The organism is Pseudoalteromonas sp. TAB23, from assembly GCF_000498075.1.
Classification (GTDB): domain Bacteria; phylum Pseudomonadota; class Gammaproteobacteria; order Enterobacterales; family Alteromonadaceae; genus Pseudoalteromonas; species Pseudoalteromonas arctica.
Genome location: NZ_AUTP01000127.1, coordinates 1 through 17,901, shown reverse-complemented (window position 1 = coordinate 17,901; position 17,901 = coordinate 1). Strand labels below are relative to the sequence as shown.

Sequence of the window (17,901 nt, the reverse complement as noted above, 5' to 3'; positions counted from 1 at the left end):
GACTACCTTTTTATTATTAAGTTTTTTAATATTATTACATTCTCAAAAACTCTACTAACATAAAGTAAGCAAGTAAAAGTGAATAAAACAACCCATATCAAATAGAAATATTCTAAGCTAGCACTTGTTAGCACCATTATAGATGTAGCAACAACATACGAAAGTATGATCATATACATTTTTAATCGTGGTATTTTACGCCATAAGCTCATACTAGCTTCTGTTTTAAAAGTAAAAAAAACAAAAAATGCTAATACCGTAGCTAATGCAGCTCCAGCTGCGCCAAAGTTCGGAATTAACAAGAAGTTCAGCAAAAAATTAACCAAAAACGCTGAAAGTGAAGCATACATTGAATACTTTGAGCGTCGAGTTATACCAATACCAACACCTGTTGTTTCACTTAACATATAAAATAACGGCATCGCTATACAAGCTACAAGTAAATATTCAATAGCTTGGTACTGCGGTGGTAAAAACCAAGGTACTAGAAAGGAGCCAACCCCAGCTAAAGACCATATGAACGCTACCAGAATAATCATATTATCAATTACACGTTGCACTTTTTTTTGATCCACCTCGCTCTTAGCCCACTTATATAAAATTGGATGCCAAAGGTTAGAAAAAATACTAGATACAACAGATACTGAACCAGCAATTGAAGCTGCTAATGCGTAAACACCTAATTGATCAAAGCCGGATAAACTTCGTAAAAAAAACCGGTCCATTGTTGTCAGCCCCCAATATGCTATTCCACCTGCAACTAATGGAAGACTAAAATGAAGCATTTCTTTTAAAAGCACAACATTTATACTTTTCTTAAGAGCTGGCAGCCAAGTATCTTTAGTCAAGCATAAAAAAACCAGCAATGATGAAAAAACAGCGAGAATATTCATTAACATCAATGTTTCAAAATCAGCTTTTAAGTTCAATATCATTATTAAACTAATAAATATAAATAAAAATAATTTTGGAGCTAATTGAGTTGCTGAAAAGACTAAACCACGTTCTTGCATCCTTACAACATGCACTAAAAAGTTAATAAAAAAACTAGCTAAGACTCCTACCAACAACAGAAAAGTAAGTAAAGCTGAGTCAATCCCAAATAGCAGTTTGGACATTGAAAATGGCAGTATAATTATAATACCACTCACTAGAAGTAAAGCTGCCAAGCCTGGGATAACACAAGCTTTAAATAAGGCTTGCTTATCATCCTCTTCATGATATTCACGTACATAAGCTTGATGCATAGCTAAGCTAAACAATGATACTGATAGGCTTAGCACAACTTGCAGCATGGTTAAGCGACCAACATCTTCTACCGAAAAAAACCATGCCACAAATGGTAGGGTAACTAAACTTAATAAAGCGGCACCTATGGGCCCTATAGAGAATTGTAATATTGTTTTTGCCTTCAAACAAAAAACTCCAAAGCTATTTTTACAACCGTGTCTAGGTCCTCATTTGTCATGCCATAATAAAGAGGTAAACGAACTAACTTTGAACTTTCAACCGTTGTGTAATTATCACAACCTAAAAACACACCAAACTGCTTTCCTGCTGGGCTTGAGTGTAAGGGTATGTAGTGAAACGGCGTAGTAATGTTGCATTTTTTCATATGGCTTATAAATTCATTTCGCTCTTCATTTGAGCTCAATTTTATATAAAACATATGCGCGTTATGCGTTAATGAATCCGGAATATGAGGTAGCTGTTCAGCCTTTAGTTTTAGGCTAAGTTTATTGTAATAACCTTCCCATATTGATAAACGGAAATTATTTATCGTGTCTGCTGCTTCAAGTTGAGCATATAAATATGCAGCTTGTAACTCGCTTGGTAAAAAGCTCGAGCCTATGTCTTGCCATGTGTATTTATCGACAATACCATGTAGGAACTGGCTACGGTTTGTTCCTTTCTCACGTATAATCTCAGCTCGTTCAACTAACTTAGGGTCATTAATTAAAATAGCCCCACCTTCACCACCCGATGAGTAGTTTTTAGTTTCATGAAAGCTATAACAGCCTATATGACCTAGAGTTCCTAGTGCTTTACCTTTATAGGTAGACATTACGCCTTGTGCTGCATCTTCTACTACCCACAAATCATGTTTTTCTGCGATAGCAAATATTGTATCCATTTCACAAGCTACACCTGCGTAATGTACTGGCACTATTGCTTTTGTGTTAGCCGTAATAGCAGCTTCAATGAGTGTTTCATCAATATTCATTGTGTCCGGGCGAACGTCAACAAATATAATTTTTGCACCACGTAATACAAACGCATTCGCTGTAGATACAAATGTGTATGAGGGCATTATAACTTCATCACCAGGCTGAATATCAATCAGAATAGCGGCTAGCTCTAACGATGCTGTACATGAGGGAGTTAGTAATGCTTTTGTTGTGTTGAAGCTGTCTTCAAACCATTTTTCGCATTTTTTAGAGAAATAACCATCGCCGCATAACTTGTCTGATGCAATCGCTTGCTCGATATACGCTAATTCTGTACCTACTTTAGGAGGTATATTAAAAGGAACCATTGTTATCTCTTAAAAATTCAATTTCTAGTTCAAGTAAATTTTTCTTTCTTTCTTTTACACGCTTTGCTGGATTTCCAACGTAAATCCCCCAAGGCTCAGTAGTTTTGTTAACTAGAGACATGGCACCTACAGAGCAGCCCTCTGCAAGCTTTACTCCTGGAAAAACAATTGATCCAGCACCGACAATTACATGCTTAGCTAAATGCACATGTTTTTTCGTCTCTTTTTTATATTTAGTCGGTATTGTAGGGTTTGTTAAAGTTCGACCAGAGTAATCATCCGACTGACTGAATACTTGTACTTGATAAGCTAAACCTGAAAAGTCATCCATTTGAATACCTTTCTCACCGCCAGCAACTAGACAAAATGGTGCTATATGGACATATCGACCTATTTTTACGTTACCTGAAATAACACAAAAATCATCAATTCGGCTGTTGTTACCAATCTCAACTTGATCTGGATTATATATTGCAGCTTTGTCGCTAATTTTGACATTCTTACCAAGCGCTTTAAAGCCAACACTTTGTAATTCAATATCTGTTAAATATGCCATTTTATAATTACCCTATGAATAAGCCGCCATTTACAGGAATATTCGCACCTGTAATGTATGAGCAACAATCACTCGCAAGAAATGAAGCTACATTAGCAATTTCTTTTGGCTCAGCCAGTCGCCCTAGTGGAATGTTGTCTTTTATGCCTTGCAATATCTCAACTCTAATATTCTTCATCATTTCGGTGTTTGTATAACCCGGAGATATTGTATTAACTAAAATATTACTTCTAGCGCCTTCTTGCGCTAATGCCATTGTAAATCCATGGACGCCAGACTTCGAAGATGAATAATTTACTTGACCTGCCTGACCCTTTTGACCATTAACAGATGAAATGTTAATTATTTTTCCACCGCCGTTCTCTTTCATCATTTTATATATTGGTTGTGTAATATAGAATAATGAATTTAGATTAGTATCGATTACACTTTTCCAACTTTCCAATGACATTTTATGAAAAAAACTATCACTTGTAATACCTGCATTATTTACAAGTAAATGAACTGAACCTTCAAGCTCACTAATTTTAGCAATCATCTCTTCAACAGCTAATAAACTTGTGACGTCGCACTTAAATAAGCGACAATCATTTGATAGAGAATTTACCCAAGAATCGTTTGCTTCTTGATTATCAGCCCTTGATATACCAACAATAAAAAAACCATCCTGGCTTAGCTTCTGGGATATAGCTAAACCAATACCTCTTGTAGCACCAGTTACTACAGCTATTTTTTTCATAACTAACTCACTTTATAATTTCAGCTGGCAATACTTTTTAGATACTGCCCGTAACTATTTTTTTCTAGTGGCTTAGCTAGTCTTAAAACTTCTTGCTTTGTTAACCAGCCATAATTTAATGCAATTTCTTCGAGGCAAGCTATTTTATAGCCTTGTCGCTTTTCAATTGTTTCTACAAATTGAGCCGCTTCAAGTAAGCTTTCATGCGTGCCAGTATCAAGCCAAGCAAAGCCGCGACCAAGTATTTCAACATTGAGCTTATTTTGCTTTAAATAAATTTCATTTAAGCACGTTATCTCTAGCTCACCTCTATGCGAGGGCTTAACTTGTTTTGCTATTTCTACAACTGAATTATCGTAAAAATATAAACCGGTTACTGCTAAATCAGACTTTGGTTTAGCTGGCTTTTCTTCAATGGAAATAGCCTTTTGGTTCTCATCAAATTCAACAACACCAAAACGTTCCGGATCCTTTACTTGATAGCCAAATACAGTCGCCCCTAGTCCGTTCTTAGCATTCTCAACCGCATGCTTTAACTTAGGTGAAAACCCTTGCCCATAAAAAATATTATCGCCTAGCAATAAACAAACGTCGTCAGAGCCAATAAACTCTTCACCTAAAATAAACGCTTGAGCCAAACCATCAGGGCTTGGTTGTATCGTGTAATTAAGCTCAACGCCAAAGCGTGAGCCATCACCTAATAATCGTTTAAATGATTCTTGATCTTCAGGTGTAGTAATAATTAAGATTTCACGTATTCCCGCTAACATCAACACAGAAAGCGGATAGTAAATCATTGGCTTATCATAAATTGGGAGTAACTGCTTGGATACACCCATAGTAATAGGATAAAGGCGTGTACCGGAGCCTCCGGCAAGGATAATTCCTTTCATGCTAATTTCCTTTAGCTGTCATGTTTATTTCGCCCAGACGCTCACGCTGGTATGAACCATCTTGTACATTTTGACACCATGTTTGATTATCTAAATACCATTGAACAGTTTTACGTAGGCCTGTTTCAAAGGTTTCAACCGGTGTCCAGTTTAGCTCTGCACTCATTTTTGATGAATCAATAGCATAACGTCTATCGTGACCTGGGCGATCTGCCACGTACGTTATCAGTTCTGAGTACGGAGAATCCTTAGGCACTAAATCATCTAAAATACTACAAATAGTCTGCACGACTTCAATGTTTTGCTTTTCGTTATGACCACCAATATTATATGTTTCACCAATTTTACCTTCAGTTACTACCTTATATAAAGCTCGAGCATGGTCCTCAACAAATAACCAATCTCTAATCTGGTCACCTTTTCCATAAATCGGTAGCTTTTTACCTTCGAGGGCATTAAGTATTACTAATGGTATTAATTTTTCAGGGAAATGATATGGCCCATAGTTATTTGAGCAATTGGTTACAATTGTAGGAAAGCCATAAGTACGTAGCCATGCACGAACTAAGTGATCGCTAGATGCCTTACTTGCTGAATAAGGACTGCTTGGTGCATAAGATGTTTGCTCAGTAAACAGAGGTAGCGCTTTACTCCCTTGCTCATCAGGATGCGGTAAGTCACCATACACTTCATCAGTAGATATATGATGAAACCTAAAAGCGAGCTTTGCGCTATCTATGAGTGAGTTCCAGTACTCGCGAGCAGCTTCTAATAAAGTGTAAGTTCCTACAATATTAGTTTCAATGAATTCAGCGGGGCCTGTAATTGAGCGATCAACATGACTCTCTGCAGCTAAATGCATTAAAGCATCTGGCTTGTGCTCGGCAAACACACGATCTAGGGCTACACGGTCACAAATATCAACTTGTTCAAATTTATAACGCTCATTATTTACAATAGAATTTAATGATTCTAAATTACCAGCATAAGTTAATTTATCGATATTAATAACTGAATCATTAGTGTTTTCTATAATATGGCGAATTACAGCAGAGCCTATAAAGCCTGCGCCACCGGTAACAATAATTTTCACGCTAATCCTTAAATTTAAAATTTAATTTATAACTTTTAGGTAAGTAATACTACCTGCGACAGTTTAATCTTTTTGTACAGCTCGCTTTATAAGTACGAGTACTACCCCCAAGAAAGCACCAAAAAAAACACTTAAAATACATATTAATGCACGCTTAGGGCCTGATTTTTTCTCAGGCACTATAGCTGGGTCAACTGTCTTAAATACATATTCATCACGCACATTAGCAAACATAATAGTTTTTGTTTGTTCTTCTACTAAGTTATATAACACAGCACGTATGTCGGAAATTTTAGTCAGCTGTATTTGTTTTGTTAAAAACTCAGTACTTTTGTTAGCTTCTAAAACGTCTCGCTGCTTCATAGTCTGATTTATATCTTCTATTAACCAATTTACCCATTGCTGAGCTATATAAGGAGACTTATGCTCTATAGCAATTATTACCATACCAGTTTCTTCCTCAGGTTTGACGGTAAGGATTTCACTAAATTCTATATAAGCTTCTTGCATAGAAGGTTTTGGTTTGAATGGAGCATCAACTTCGCGCACCCATTTATTTTGCTCTACAATATAAAGCTCTTCATCATAAGTAATTATGTTAATTTCACTATTCCAAGCTTTAACAGCCATTAAATCGGGCAGTATGCTATGTTTTTGAATAAAGTCTTTAGTAAATTGTCTCGATTTTAATATCTCTATAGCTAACTGGGCTTTATTACTGGAGCTTCCACCTAAATTTACCCCTGCTAAACTAGCTAGTCCGCCAAACTGGCCTGTTAATGCACCTAAGCCACCAGTATCATCCTGCTGCGCTGGTGCAAGTAATGCTTCAGACTTATAAATATCAGGCTGAGTAATGGCATAAGCAACTGATGCTACGGCAAATAATGCCGTAATTACGATAATGATCCATTTACCCTGCCAAATAACGGTAAATAGTTCACGAAGATCAATTTCGTCATTAGCGATGATTTGCTCTCTTGCTTGTTTTGGGTTATTTATACTATTTTCCATGTAAATCTCATGTTCATTCTGCGCGGCGTAGAGCCTCAGCTACAAATAAATGCGCGATGTAAAATCCCGCCTATAAACAATGCACGGCGTAAAGCCGCGCATTGTTATTAAATACCACTAATAGCGGCAACTGCTACACCAAGCTGATAAAGGATCTGAGTTGCTGTGCTCCAAAGTGTGAGTCGATCCATATGATCTGCATTCATTGGTATTACTATTGTGTCGCCAGGTTCTAACTGATCAGCATTGTTTGCTGCAAACCATCCACCTGTATTTGGTATTTTCACTGAACCATTGGCTTTAATAATGTAAATTCGATCTTCAGCCGCACGCTCTTTAAGGCCACCACTTAGCGCTATATAATCGTCAACACTAACACCTGATTTATAAAGATGTGATGTTGAGTAGTTAACTTCACCAATTACGCTGATTGAATCGCGCTTACTTGGTACATAAAGTGTATCGCCATCTTGCAATACTAAGTTTTGTTGATTATTTACAATTAAAGGTAAATCAATTACTAAACGTCCTACAGCTTCAACACTTGCGAGGTCGTCTAACAACTTGTTCATTTCTTCATAAGAAAGTGTGTTACTGCTTACCGAGTTTTGAAAACTCTTCGAGGCAATGTCGCGGCGAAGCTCTGTGGATAAACGCGCTAGTTGTTTTTGTTCCTGTTCTTTAATTGATGTACGGGTAAACACAGCTGCTTTTTGCTCTGCAAATTGTGAAAAACCACCCGCGCGTTCAAGTAATTCCGTTAACGTTTCACCACGGCGTATAGTGTACGTACCTGGGAATTTAAGCTCGCCTTTTAATTCTACTTTTACATTTTCTTGCCAATTTGGAATTGCAAAAACGTTGATGCTGTCTTTACTTTGTAATGTAATATTACTTTGAAGGTCGCCTTTCATGGCGCTTTCAAGGTCAAATCGTAAGTGTTCTATTTTAGAACCATCACTGGCTACAATACGTGTAATTTCAGCTTGTTTTACGTAGGCAGACTCTAACAGGCCACCGGCTGCAGTTATTAAATCACTTACTTCACCACCAATCATTAGTGGATAAATACCAGGGAAAGTTACATTCCCGCTGATTTCAACTAATTGCATAGCTTGTTGCACTGATGCTTGCTGTTTAAATTTAGCAATAATTGGCGCTAACAAGTTATGGCGACTAAATAATGCATAATCTTCAGATTTGAGCTCTTGCTCTGCTTCTTCTTTTGCTTTACGTTTAGAAATTTCAGCAATTGTTAGTATTTTATTGTCTTCAAGAACAAGCTCTTCACCTTCTTGATTAACACCAATGTATTTTTCGAATTCTTTTTGCTCAAACTTATGCCATTGCTCTGCTTTTTGTTGCTGCTCTTGTTGCTCTTGGCTAAGAGCCATATTTGCTAGAGCTGATTGTTCTACTTCTTTTTCTTCAAAACGGCTAAATACAACTATTTTGTCATTAGCTTTAAGTTGTAAGTTATTTTCAGGGTTTTTAATAATAGCTTGAGCAACATCAAATTGATGTGCTTCTATATCGCCGTTTATATTTATTTCGCGGATTACGAGTCCATAGCTTAAATCTGCTTGCGGTAGTAAGTCACCACGTACTGATTTAAGTACATCAGAAATACGCTTACCTTGGTGCCATTGATAATTGCCTGGGCGTGCTACTGCACCAATTAGGCTAACCGAATTTTGATATTGCGAGCTAACTGAATTAAAGCGAATACGGTCGCCATCTTGTGGAATATAGTTAATTTGTGATTTTGAAAAATCTACCGAGAGTACTTCTTTACGATCGAAGTTAAAGCGCTCTACAATTGCACTTTTGGCATAGGCATTTGGTTTAAGACCTCCGGCCATTGCTAATAACTGCTTGGCCGACTCGCCTTTTTTAAGTTCAAATATAGCTGGGCGTTTTACTGCCCCTTCAACTCTTACTTGAGCACCAACCGATGGAATAAATACAGCATCGCCCGATTTCAATACAATATCATTACTGCTATCGCCATTAATAAGTAAGTCGTAAAGGTCAAAATTTGCAACTACGTTACCAGCTCGTTTAACTTGAATGTTACGAAGAGAAGCAATATCTGATACACCACCGCTTACAAATAATGCATGCGACACAGTTGTTAATGAAGAAACACTGTAGCTACCTGGCTTGTAGGCCTCACCTAGCACTAAAATACGCATGCTACGAAGTTGACCAAGCGATACAAAAGCTTTTACACCTATTACCTCTTGCTCTACTTTTACTTTAACAAGCTCTTTAATTTCTGCAAAGGTTAAACCAGCCACTTCTACAGGGCTTAGATCAGGGATACTAATACGTCCTTCACGGTCAACTATGACTTCAAAGCTGTCACTTTCTTTGCCATAAAAGTTGATTTTTAACTGATCGCCAGGGCCTACAATATAGGTATCTGGTACTGCAGCATTTTCACTCGGCATGAATGTAGTTGGTTCACCTGCAAACAGCTCGTAACCATATGGTTTTAATTCGTCTGCTTTTGGTTTGAACCGCTCTTCATTTGTTAGCTGCTCTTTCTCTGGCTCTGCGCGCTCGCCAACAGTGCTTTTCTGCTCTGTATTATTTTGATTACTAGATTGATTTGTACCAGTGATCGTTGATACATCGACACCGTATTGTTTTGCTAGGGCTTCTTGCTGAGCTTTTGGCAGCTTTTTGAATTGCTCAATTTGAGAAGCTGTTGGCGTAAAAGCCAAAGTACTAAAACTACAAAGTAGAATAAAAGCACTAATAAATTGTGTAAAAACTTTCACGAGTAGGTATATCCCTAGGTCTACAACCAAAATTGGTGGCTATAATACATTAATTTTGAGCAAATAAAAAAGGGACTTTCGCCCCTTTTGTCACTTTAGTGTCATTAACTTAGTTACATTGGTTAAAAACTGTAAACCAACGTGAATGACGTTTCAGTATCTGTACTTTCTTTATCATCAGCAACGTCTGAGTTGTTGGTAACATTAAAAGCGACTTTCATTTGTAGCGAGCCGTTTATTTTTGCAAGCAATGCAGTTTCTGAACGAGTTTTAGTGTTTGTATCACCGTATTCTACAGCAACTAATTGGGTAAAACGGGCACTTTCAGAAATTTGCCAGTTGTAATCTAATTTACCTAAGGCAATTACTTCGCCTTCAAACTCGCCAGCAAGAGAGTTACCGTTATCATCTATTTCAGTGCTGTCATCTGGGTATTCAAAATATTTATAACCAGGACCAACTTCAGCACTTAACCACATTGTTTTTTCGTTTAATAAACGTAGACCGTAACCAGCAGAAATTACCGACTCACTTCTATATGCTCCAAAATAATCTGAAACGTGTGAACCATAAATGAATAAATGAGAATGATCTTCATTTAATTTGTAATTGCCTTGAGCAGAAATTGAGTACTTTTCGTTAGTGCGCTGCTTATTTTTGTCGCCATCAGCATCTTCAACTTCATCTTCTTTGTAGATGCCGTCTAGCTTGTATTCGTTGTTCCAGTTTTCAAGGTTGTGTTGTACCTTGATACCACCTTTAAGTGTGGTTGTTTCGGTATTACCACTAGTGATAATAGCACCAAGTTCACTGGTAACTTCCCACGTTTTTTGATCTGCGTCTGCAGCGAATGCATTTGTTGCAGCAGATGCTGCAACTAAAACTGATAAAAGCTTTAATTTCATTAAAAAATAACCTTTGTATAAATGTATATCTATTTTATTAAAGCGTTACTTGTTAGAGCAAGCTAAATAGCTTATTAATTAAATTAAAAATTTTCATGCAGAAAATCCACATGAAAATTTTATAAGCAATTTTACTGCTACAACAATTAAGAAGAACCTTAATTTAATAGGTATTTAAAATTAGTCTTGCTTGTGTAAATGAACATCCATTTGTGGAAATGGGATGGCAATATCTGCATCATCTAATGCAATTTTAATATTTTCCATTAATAACCAGTAGGTAGGCCAGTAGTCTGCAGCGTTAACCCAAGGGCGAACAACAAAGTTTACGCTAGAATCACCTAGCTCAGATACAGCTACTGTATAAGCTGGGTCTTTAAGTATGCGTGTTTCTGCATCTAATACAGATTTTAGTACTTCTTTTGCTTGGCGTAAATCAGCATCGTAACCAACACCAATAACTAAATCGATACGTCGAGTAGACTCTCGCGAGAAGTTAGTAATAGCACCAGACATTATTTGAGAGTTTGGTACGATGATTACTTTATTGTCTGGAGTACGAAGCTCAGTTGAAAATATTTCGATTTTCTTAACAGTACCCATTTTACTACCAGCTTCTACAAAGTCACCAGATTTAAACGGACGAAGTAAAATAATTAGCACGCCTGATGCAAAATTAGATAGTGAACCTTGTAATGCTAAGCCAACAGCTAAGCCTGCAGCACCTAAAATAGCGATGAACGAAGTTGTTTCAATGCCAATTTGCGAAAGTGCCATTAATATGGTTACTGCGAACACAAGAGTGAACACGATGCTAGCAACAAAAGATCCAACTGCCTTATCTACTTTCTTCTTAGCAAAACCTTTTTCAGTTAAGTTAGAACAAAACTTAGCAACACGACTACCAATTAAAAAGATAACAAGCGCAACAACAGCTTGAATACCATAATGTAAGATTAGGCCTGAGTTTTCGTTAAGCCAATTAAGTACTGAATCCATATTTACTCCAAATGTTTTTTATTAAGCGTTTTCCGAGCATTATTATACATTAATTTACAATTTATTCTCATGAAATAATGAATTAATACTATTAAAACATAACTTCATTCGATTTTTTAGAGGTAATTCTGTGCCAAATATATCCTCTGGTATGGATAAATATTAGTTGCCCAACGCTGATTACATTTGCATGGTTTAAATTATTTTAATTTATTTCACTTTTGGGCTTCACAACATTTATTATTTTATGTATTATGCGCGCCACACCAAACAAGGTGTGTGTAGTGGCGGTTGTAGCTCAGTTGGTAGAGCCCCGGATTGTGATTCCGGTTGTCGCGGGTTCAAGCCCCGTCAATCGCCCCACTTTTTCTCCTAGTAATACCCTTATTTATATTTTAATAATTCCCCTAAATTATATTTTTTAATATTCTATACAGCATACCCAAGCTTTGTTACCCAAATTAATTAATATTTTAAGCTAAATTAGTTTATCAGCAACCTCTCCCCTTTAATTAGTTTAACTTGAAGATTTATTAAGCAAGTATTTAGCCTGCAATTAAATAACATTTATTTAACTAATGTGATTACATTGGCTGTACTTAAGTACAAAAAGTGCTAGATTTCTAGTACTAATACCAACCTGCATAAATATTTGAGCAACTTAACAAATTAAATTACACTAAAACGTTGTTAAAAATTTTTTATTTAGAACAACTAGATACAAAAATTTCGCCTAGTTTTAGCGTGATTTTCTTAACGTTAAATAGACCCCACATATAAGCAGATTGGTATAACATCACTTTATTACAAAACATCAAACTTCCTATGGGATATAAAATTAAGCATGATTAAACAGCTTTTAAGAAATTTACTATGTAGTTATTTGGCCTTAATAAGTTTTAGCTCATTGGCTCAAAGCAATGATGAATATGATAATCTATTGATTGAACTGCAAAAATTAGTTTCTGAAAAGAAATATACTCAGGCTTACGAAAAAAGTAACAGTGAATTTCAATACTTAGGTGAGCCTGTTTATGATTTTTTACTTGGGGTTTCTGCGCTTAAAACAGGAAATGCGGCACCTGCTGTATTTGCTTTTGAACGCGTGCTTGAAAACAACCCTAGATGGTATGAAGCTCGCTTGTACTTAGTTCGTGCTTATTTAACCGTTAATAATTTACCTGCTGCCGATACTCAAGCTTTAATACTGATTAACTCACCTAACACACCTAATAACATAAAATCTTCGGCACAGTCGTTACTTGATACAACCACACTTAAAAAGCAAGAAGCTGGGCGTTCTTATAAGCAAAATATTGAGCTTGCACTTGGCGTTGATGGCAACGTAAATGCAGGTACGGCAGAAAATACGATTATAATTCCTAATATTGGTGAATTTTTATTATCGTCAGAAAGTAAAAGTACGCAAGACAACTATGCGCGACTAAATTACAGAGGAAAGTACTCTCACCCCATAGATCAAAAAAGTTTAATCACTTTGAGCGTTAATACCGGGTGGTACAAGTTTGCAGAACTCAGCCAATACGATCGTATAAATGCGCATATTAATGCTGCCTATCAATATAAACAAAATGACATAAGTTGGTTTGCACAAGTATCGACGACTCCATTAATGCTTGATGGCGATCTTTATCGTACTGAATCAGCTTTAACAGCAGGTGCTAGTTATAAGTTGAATAAACAAGTTAATTTATTTAGCTCTGCGACTGCGGGGGTTTTAAACAATAGATTTGATGAAAAGCTCAATAATTCGTTTTATGCAATAAACGCAGGAGCTAGCTATGCAACTAAGCAATGGTTTCAAAGTTTAAGTGTTAACGCTAAAAATGAAGAAGCCGATATTACTGAAGGTGAATTTAATAGCCGAAATATTACTAGCTTGTACTACCAAGCAAACACTCAACTAGCTCAATATTGGCAGTTGTTGTCTCTTGCTGGATACCAATGGATTAATTATAAAGATGATCACCCTTTATTTTTACAAGAACGTGCCGATAACCTTCTTATGTTCTCAACTTCTGTTCGCTACTTAGTTAATCGCGATTTAGCCATACAGTTGGCTGCCAACTATCAAGATAAATCCAGTAATATTTCTTTATTCGAATATGACCGTTTAGATATCAATTTAAGCGCTTCTTACTCATTTTAATTTAAGGTATTTATGAAACATTTACTCCCTGTAATTACCACTTTACTTTGTGTAAGTTTTTATACACAAGCAAATGATCCTGCTGGTAAAACTATTTTAGCGCGAGGCTCTGTACTAGCGGTTGATGGAAGCTCTGAACAACAACGGCAGTTGCAGCGCAAAGATACCGTTTTTGGTGTAGATCGCATTACGACCGGAGAGAAAAGCAAAGCGCAATTTTCAATGTCGGATGGTGGTTTAATCGCTTTAAAAGAAAATTCAGAACTAAATATTGCTAACTACGAATTTGATGATAATACCCAACAAGGTTCTGCTTCTATTGAGTTACTTAAAGGTGGTTTACGCTCTATTTCGGGTGTGATTAAAAAAAATGGCGGCTCTTATAATGTAAAAACCCCCGTTGGCTCTATTGGTATACGTGGAACACATTTTGAAGTTCAGCTCGTTGAAGGCAATGTGTTTTTAGCTGTATGGGATGGCGCAATAGATTTAACTTTAGAAAATAATAGCGTGGTTTCTTTGGGTGATAACGAGGCATTTTCGTTTGCACAAATTACAGCCTCTGGTGAAGTATTAAAAACGACGCGTGCGGCACGTGTGTTTGATCAAAATATAGTAACGATCGACCCTAAAGATGACAACGAAGAAGAGACTGAACAAGCATCTGTAACTGAAGTTGAAGTAAATGCTTTTGAAGCAGATACAGATACTATGGATATATATTCTGAACAACAATTTCAAACAGTTAGCAGCGCATCTTTAGTCGATCAAATAGCTCAGCGCCAAGGTGTATTTAACTATGAAGTATCAAGCTTTAATGTAAATTCGAGTGTGGGTGCTGTTACTGACTTTGCTATGACTATGGCTGTTGATTTTGATAATGGTACGGTACCTGATGGCGAAATTAGTTTTAATGACGCCGGCGGAAATTGGTATGCGGCTTACAGCGGTTTAATAAATTTAAGCGAACTTGACCTAGCCGTTACATTTGCATCCCATGGCAACAATAAAGCCGAGGGCGATGTTGATGCAATATTTTTGAATGACTTAGACAATATTACTGGCAACTTTAATCTTAACGAAATAAATAATCCTGATGTAAATGCTAGCGGTTCTTTTAAATTAGAACCATAAACACATTGGATACAAAGCTTTTATTATGGAGTATTTAAAATGACAGCAAAAAATATATTTTTGCTTGGTTCTATGGTGTTTTTGTTAAGTGCCTGTGGAGGCTCAGAAGAAAGCCCTGCTCAAGAGACTATACAATCACCTACGGCTGAAGTAGTACCGCCAACGATGACTAGCTATATAAATTTGGCTGGTGTTATAGCGAGCAATCAAACCAAGAATACAAAAGTTTTAGGTGCTGTCACTTCAAGTAGAGGTGTTGTTGGATCAAGCGTAGCTAATACACGCGCTAATATTGTTTTTTCACAAACAAACGAAACTGTGCAAGGCAACGTTTCTTTTTTACTTGAAGCTTCGGATACTGATGGCATTGCTGAAGTTAATTTAGTACTCCCTAGTGTCAATAAAAGCATATCACTTTGTTCTTCTGATTGTGGCTTTGACTACGAAAAATCAATTATAGGCCTCAGCCCTGCGCTTTATGGCGTAACTTCAGGTGAAATACGCCTAGAAATATGGATAACTGACACTTTAGATAACCAAGTCCTTGCTGATGCAATTACTTTTAACTGGCAACCATATCAAATTGAAGGGGTTACAGCTCAGCGAGACGAAGATAATATTAGTATTTCGTGGCAAGCTAACCCCGAACTTAATCGTTATAATGTTTATATTGCAACTCAAGCGGGTGTCTCATCTACTAATATTAATGAATTAGAAAACGGGCAACAATTTTTAAGTATTCAAGATACTACATTAAACATTACCGAGTCATTGACAGATAAAAGTTATCAAGTACTTATTACCGGTGTTGATGGCAGTGGTGAAAGTGGCTTTGCTAATACAATAAACATAGCACCAGTGGGTGGAGAGCTTGCATTTGCGCCAGAAGCTAATGCCGATCAGTTTCAGATAAATGAAGATCAAACTCTACAAGGCAACGTATTAACAAATGATACGAATCAATACAGTGGCGATTTACGTGTAAATGCTGATGCATTAATTCTACCGCAGCATGGCACTCTTAATATAGATGAAAATGGTGATTTTACTTATATCCCTATTGTAAACTTTAATGGTGAAGATGCCTTTAGCTATCAAGTTGCTAACGAGCTAGGCATGACAGACACCGCAGTTGTAGAGATAACTATTTTAGCTGTTAATGACGCCCCTATTGCGCTTGATAATACTTATAACATTACAAACAATGGAGCCTTAGTTGTCCTATCGCCTGGCTTACTTATTAACGATAGCGATATAGACTTAGATAACTTAACTGTTGATACAACGCCTGTTAGCGAACCGACAAGAGGGCAATTAACTCTTTTTGATAATGGTGGCTTTGAATACCAAGGCGAGCAAAACATGCAAGGTGAAGACAGCTTTCAGTATAGAGTTGTTGATGCACAAGGTGCTCAGGCTATTGCTAATGTAACCATTGTAAGTTCAAACACTAACGTAGCCCCTGTAACAAAAAATGATAGCTATAGTTTAAGCGAAGATGAAACACTTGTGGTTACAGCAGCCAATGGTGTGCTTAGTAACGATACTGACCCAAATAATGACAGTTTTTCAGTTGATGAAACATTTATTGTAGCACCAACACATGGCCAACTATTATTAGCAATTGATGGCAGTTTTAGTTATATACCAGATGCTAATTTTAATGGTGTTGATCAATTTCAATATCAAGCTATCGACTCTTTAGGAGCGACTTCTACAGCGACAGTAACTTTAATAATAAACAGTGAACCTGATAACCCTGTCGCACAAAATGATGCCTATCAATTTGGTAAAAATAAACTATTTGAAGTAACTACGCAAAATGGCCTACTAGTTAACGATTTTAATATTGAAGCTGGCGATTTATCAGTTAATACGACAGCAATTAATACGACTCAAAATGGCGAGCTTACATTAAAAGTTGATGGCTCGTTTACTTACCAGCCAGACTTAGGTTTTATTGGTGTAGATAGCTTTACTTATTCAATTTCAAATGAGCAAGGCTTAACCGCAACAGCCCAAGTAACGTTAAGTGAAAGCGGTGTTAATACTTTTCCAGAAGCCAATGACGATCAATATACGTTAGATGAAGACAGCTCTGCATCTCTATTAGATGTGCTAGCTAACGATACAGATGAAGATGGCGATACAATTTCTATTTCTAATGTAGAAAATGTTGTTGGAGAGGCGACTATTGTTGCCGGAAAAATAGAGTTTACTCCACCAGCCAACTTTTCAGGTGAGATAGTACTAACTTACACCATTACTGATGGCTATAGCGCTGGTAATGAAGGTATAAACGACAGAACAGCTAGTGTGACTATTACAGTCACACCCGTTAATGATGCCCCTATTGCAAATGCTGATTCAGTAACGATGAACGAAGATGCCCCTGCGGTATTAGTTAACGTATTAACTAACGACTCCGATATTGATGGCGATATTCTTGCAATAACAGCTGCTACTGCAGATATAGGTTCTGCATCTATTGTTGATAATAAAATCCAATACACGCCTGTTGCTAATACAAATGGAACTGCAATTATTAGTTACACAATAAGTGATGGTAGCGGCGGTACTGCAACGACTAACTTAACAATTACTATACTACCAATAAATGATACTCCAATTGCAAACGCTGACTCAACTACAATGGATGAAGATGCTGCGCCAATACTAATAAACGTATTAGCAAATGACTCTGACGTGGATGGTGATAGCCTCATGATCAGCGCTGTCTCGGCAGATACTGGCTCGGTCTCAGTGATAAGCAATCAAATTCAATACACTCCTGAGACTAACAGCAACGGTTTAGCAACGGTTACTTATACCGTAAGTGATAGCAGCGGTGGTTCAAGTACAACAACATTAACTATTACTATTACTCCCGTAAACGATGCCCCAGTTGCAAACGCAGACTTGGCTACCATGGCTGAAGATGCTGCGCCAATACTAATAAACGTATTAGCAAATGATTCAGACGTGGATGGTGATAGCCTCACGATCAGCGCAGCCTCGGCAGATATTGGTTCGGTCTCAGTAGTTGGCAATCAAATTCAATATACACCTGCAGCCG

At 36.9% G+C, this 17,901-nt stretch carries 13 protein-coding genes and 1 tRNA gene; 4 read left to right on the top strand and 10 right to left on the bottom strand.

Annotated elements, in window-relative coordinates; translation table 11 throughout:
• Positions 1-2: 2 nt before the first annotated feature.
• The 10 genes from L654_RS0104390 to L654_RS0104345 form a co-directional block, all read right to left on the bottom strand.
• Positions 3-1,415, bottom strand: a complete 1,413-nt coding sequence (locus L654_RS0104390; RefSeq protein WP_024607388.1) for an oligosaccharide flippase family protein — start codon at positions 1,413-1,415, stop codon at positions 3-5.
• Entirely contained in the window at positions 1,412-2,536 is a 1,125-nt protein-coding gene (gene rffA / locus L654_RS0104385) for a dTDP-4-amino-4,6-dideoxygalactose transaminase (protein ID WP_024607387.1), read from the bottom strand. The genes L654_RS0104390 and rffA overlap by 4 nt, the downstream gene beginning before the upstream one ends.
• Positions 2,523-3,092, bottom strand: a complete 570-nt coding sequence (locus tag L654_RS0104380) for an acyltransferase (protein ID WP_024607386.1) — start codon at positions 3,090-3,092, stop codon at positions 2,523-2,525. Before L654_RS0104380 ends, rffA begins: the two co-directional genes overlap by 14 nt.
• A gap of 7 nt (positions 3,093-3,099) precedes the next feature.
• Positions 3,100-3,831 (bottom strand): acetoacetyl-CoA reductase, encoded by a 732-nt coding sequence (phbB, locus tag L654_RS0104375; RefSeq protein WP_024607385.1) that lies wholly within the window; start codon positions 3,829-3,831, stop codon positions 3,100-3,102.
• Positions 3,832-3,851: 20 nt separating this feature from the next.
• Positions 3,852-4,724, bottom strand: a complete 873-nt coding sequence (gene rfbA, locus L654_RS0104370; RefSeq protein ID WP_024607384.1) for a glucose-1-phosphate thymidylyltransferase RfbA — start codon at positions 4,722-4,724, stop codon at positions 3,852-3,854.
• A 1-nt stretch (position 4,725) separates the two neighbouring features.
• On the bottom strand, positions 4,726-5,817 hold the full coding sequence (gene rfbB, locus L654_RS0104365) for a dTDP-glucose 4,6-dehydratase (protein ID WP_024607383.1): 1,092 nt from the start codon (positions 5,815-5,817) through the stop codon (positions 4,726-4,728).
• Between the two features lie 63 nt (positions 5,818-5,880).
• On the bottom strand, positions 5,881-6,831 hold the full coding sequence (locus tag L654_RS0104360) for a Wzz/FepE/Etk N-terminal domain-containing protein (protein ID WP_024607382.1): 951 nt from the start codon (positions 6,829-6,831) through the stop codon (positions 5,881-5,883).
• 107 nt (positions 6,832-6,938) lie between these two features.
• Positions 6,939-9,617 (bottom strand): SLBB domain-containing protein, encoded by a 2,679-nt coding sequence (locus tag L654_RS0104355; RefSeq protein ID WP_024607381.1) that lies wholly within the window; start codon positions 9,615-9,617, stop codon positions 6,939-6,941.
• 122 nt (positions 9,618-9,739) lie between these two features.
• Complete coding sequence (locus tag L654_RS0104350; protein ID WP_024597834.1) at positions 9,740-10,522, bottom strand: DUF481 domain-containing protein; 783 nt, start codon at positions 10,520-10,522, stop codon at positions 9,740-9,742.
• A 180-nt stretch (positions 10,523-10,702) separates the two neighbouring features.
• Entirely contained in the window at positions 10,703-11,521 is an 819-nt protein-coding gene (locus L654_RS0104345; protein WP_024607380.1) for a mechanosensitive ion channel domain-containing protein, read from the bottom strand.
• 287 nt (positions 11,522-11,808) lie between these two features.
• Here L654_RS0104345 and L654_RS0104340 point away from each other — a divergent pair.
• From L654_RS0104340 to L654_RS0104325, 4 genes are all read left to right on the top strand, one after another.
• Positions 11,809-11,884 (top strand) — tRNA-His (locus tag L654_RS0104340).
• A 481-nt stretch (positions 11,885-12,365) separates the two neighbouring features.
• Positions 12,366-13,691 (top strand): surface lipoprotein assembly modifier, encoded by a 1,326-nt coding sequence (locus L654_RS0104335; RefSeq protein WP_024607379.1) that lies wholly within the window; start codon positions 12,366-12,368, stop codon positions 13,689-13,691.
• 12 nt (positions 13,692-13,703) lie between these two features.
• On the top strand, positions 13,704-14,825 hold the full coding sequence (locus L654_RS0104330; RefSeq protein ID WP_024607378.1) for a FecR family protein: 1,122 nt from the start codon (positions 13,704-13,706) through the stop codon (positions 14,823-14,825).
• A 39-nt stretch (positions 14,826-14,864) separates the two neighbouring features.
• Positions 14,865-17,901 (top strand): Ig-like domain-containing protein (locus L654_RS0104325; RefSeq protein ID WP_024607377.1); only part of this gene is annotated, 3,037 nt, incomplete at its 3' end.

What these genes read in the sequence shown, in the direction of transcription:
- rffA (WP_024607387.1), bottom strand. Translation starts at nt 2,536, where the DNA reads ATGGTTCCTTTTAATATACCTCCTAAAGTAGGTACAGAATTAGCGTAT.
- L654_RS0104380 (WP_024607386.1), bottom strand. Translation starts at nt 3,092, where the DNA reads ATGGCATATTTAACAGATATTGAATTACAAAGTGTTGGCTTTAAAGCG.
- phbB (WP_024607385.1), bottom strand. Translation starts at nt 3,831, where the DNA reads ATGAAAAAAATAGCTGTAGTAACTGGTGCTACAAGAGGTATTGGTTTA.
- rfbA (WP_024607384.1), bottom strand. Translation starts at nt 4,724, where the DNA reads ATGAAAGGAATTATCCTTGCCGGAGGCTCCGGTACACGCCTTTATCCT.
- L654_RS0104360 (WP_024607382.1), bottom strand. Translation starts at nt 6,831, where the DNA reads ATGGAAAATAGTATAAATAACCCAAAACAAGCAAGAGAGCAAATCATC.
- L654_RS0104350 (WP_024597834.1), bottom strand. Translation starts at nt 10,522, where the DNA reads ATGAAATTAAAGCTTTTATCAGTTTTAGTTGCAGCATCTGCTGCAACA.
- L654_RS0104345 (WP_024607380.1), bottom strand. Translation starts at nt 11,521, where the DNA reads ATGGATTCAGTACTTAATTGGCTTAACGAAAACTCAGGCCTAATCTTA.
- L654_RS0104335 (WP_024607379.1), top strand. Translation starts at nt 12,366, where the DNA reads ATGATTAAACAGCTTTTAAGAAATTTACTATGTAGTTATTTGGCCTTA.
- L654_RS0104330 (WP_024607378.1), top strand. Translation starts at nt 13,704, where the DNA reads ATGAAACATTTACTCCCTGTAATTACCACTTTACTTTGTGTAAGTTTT.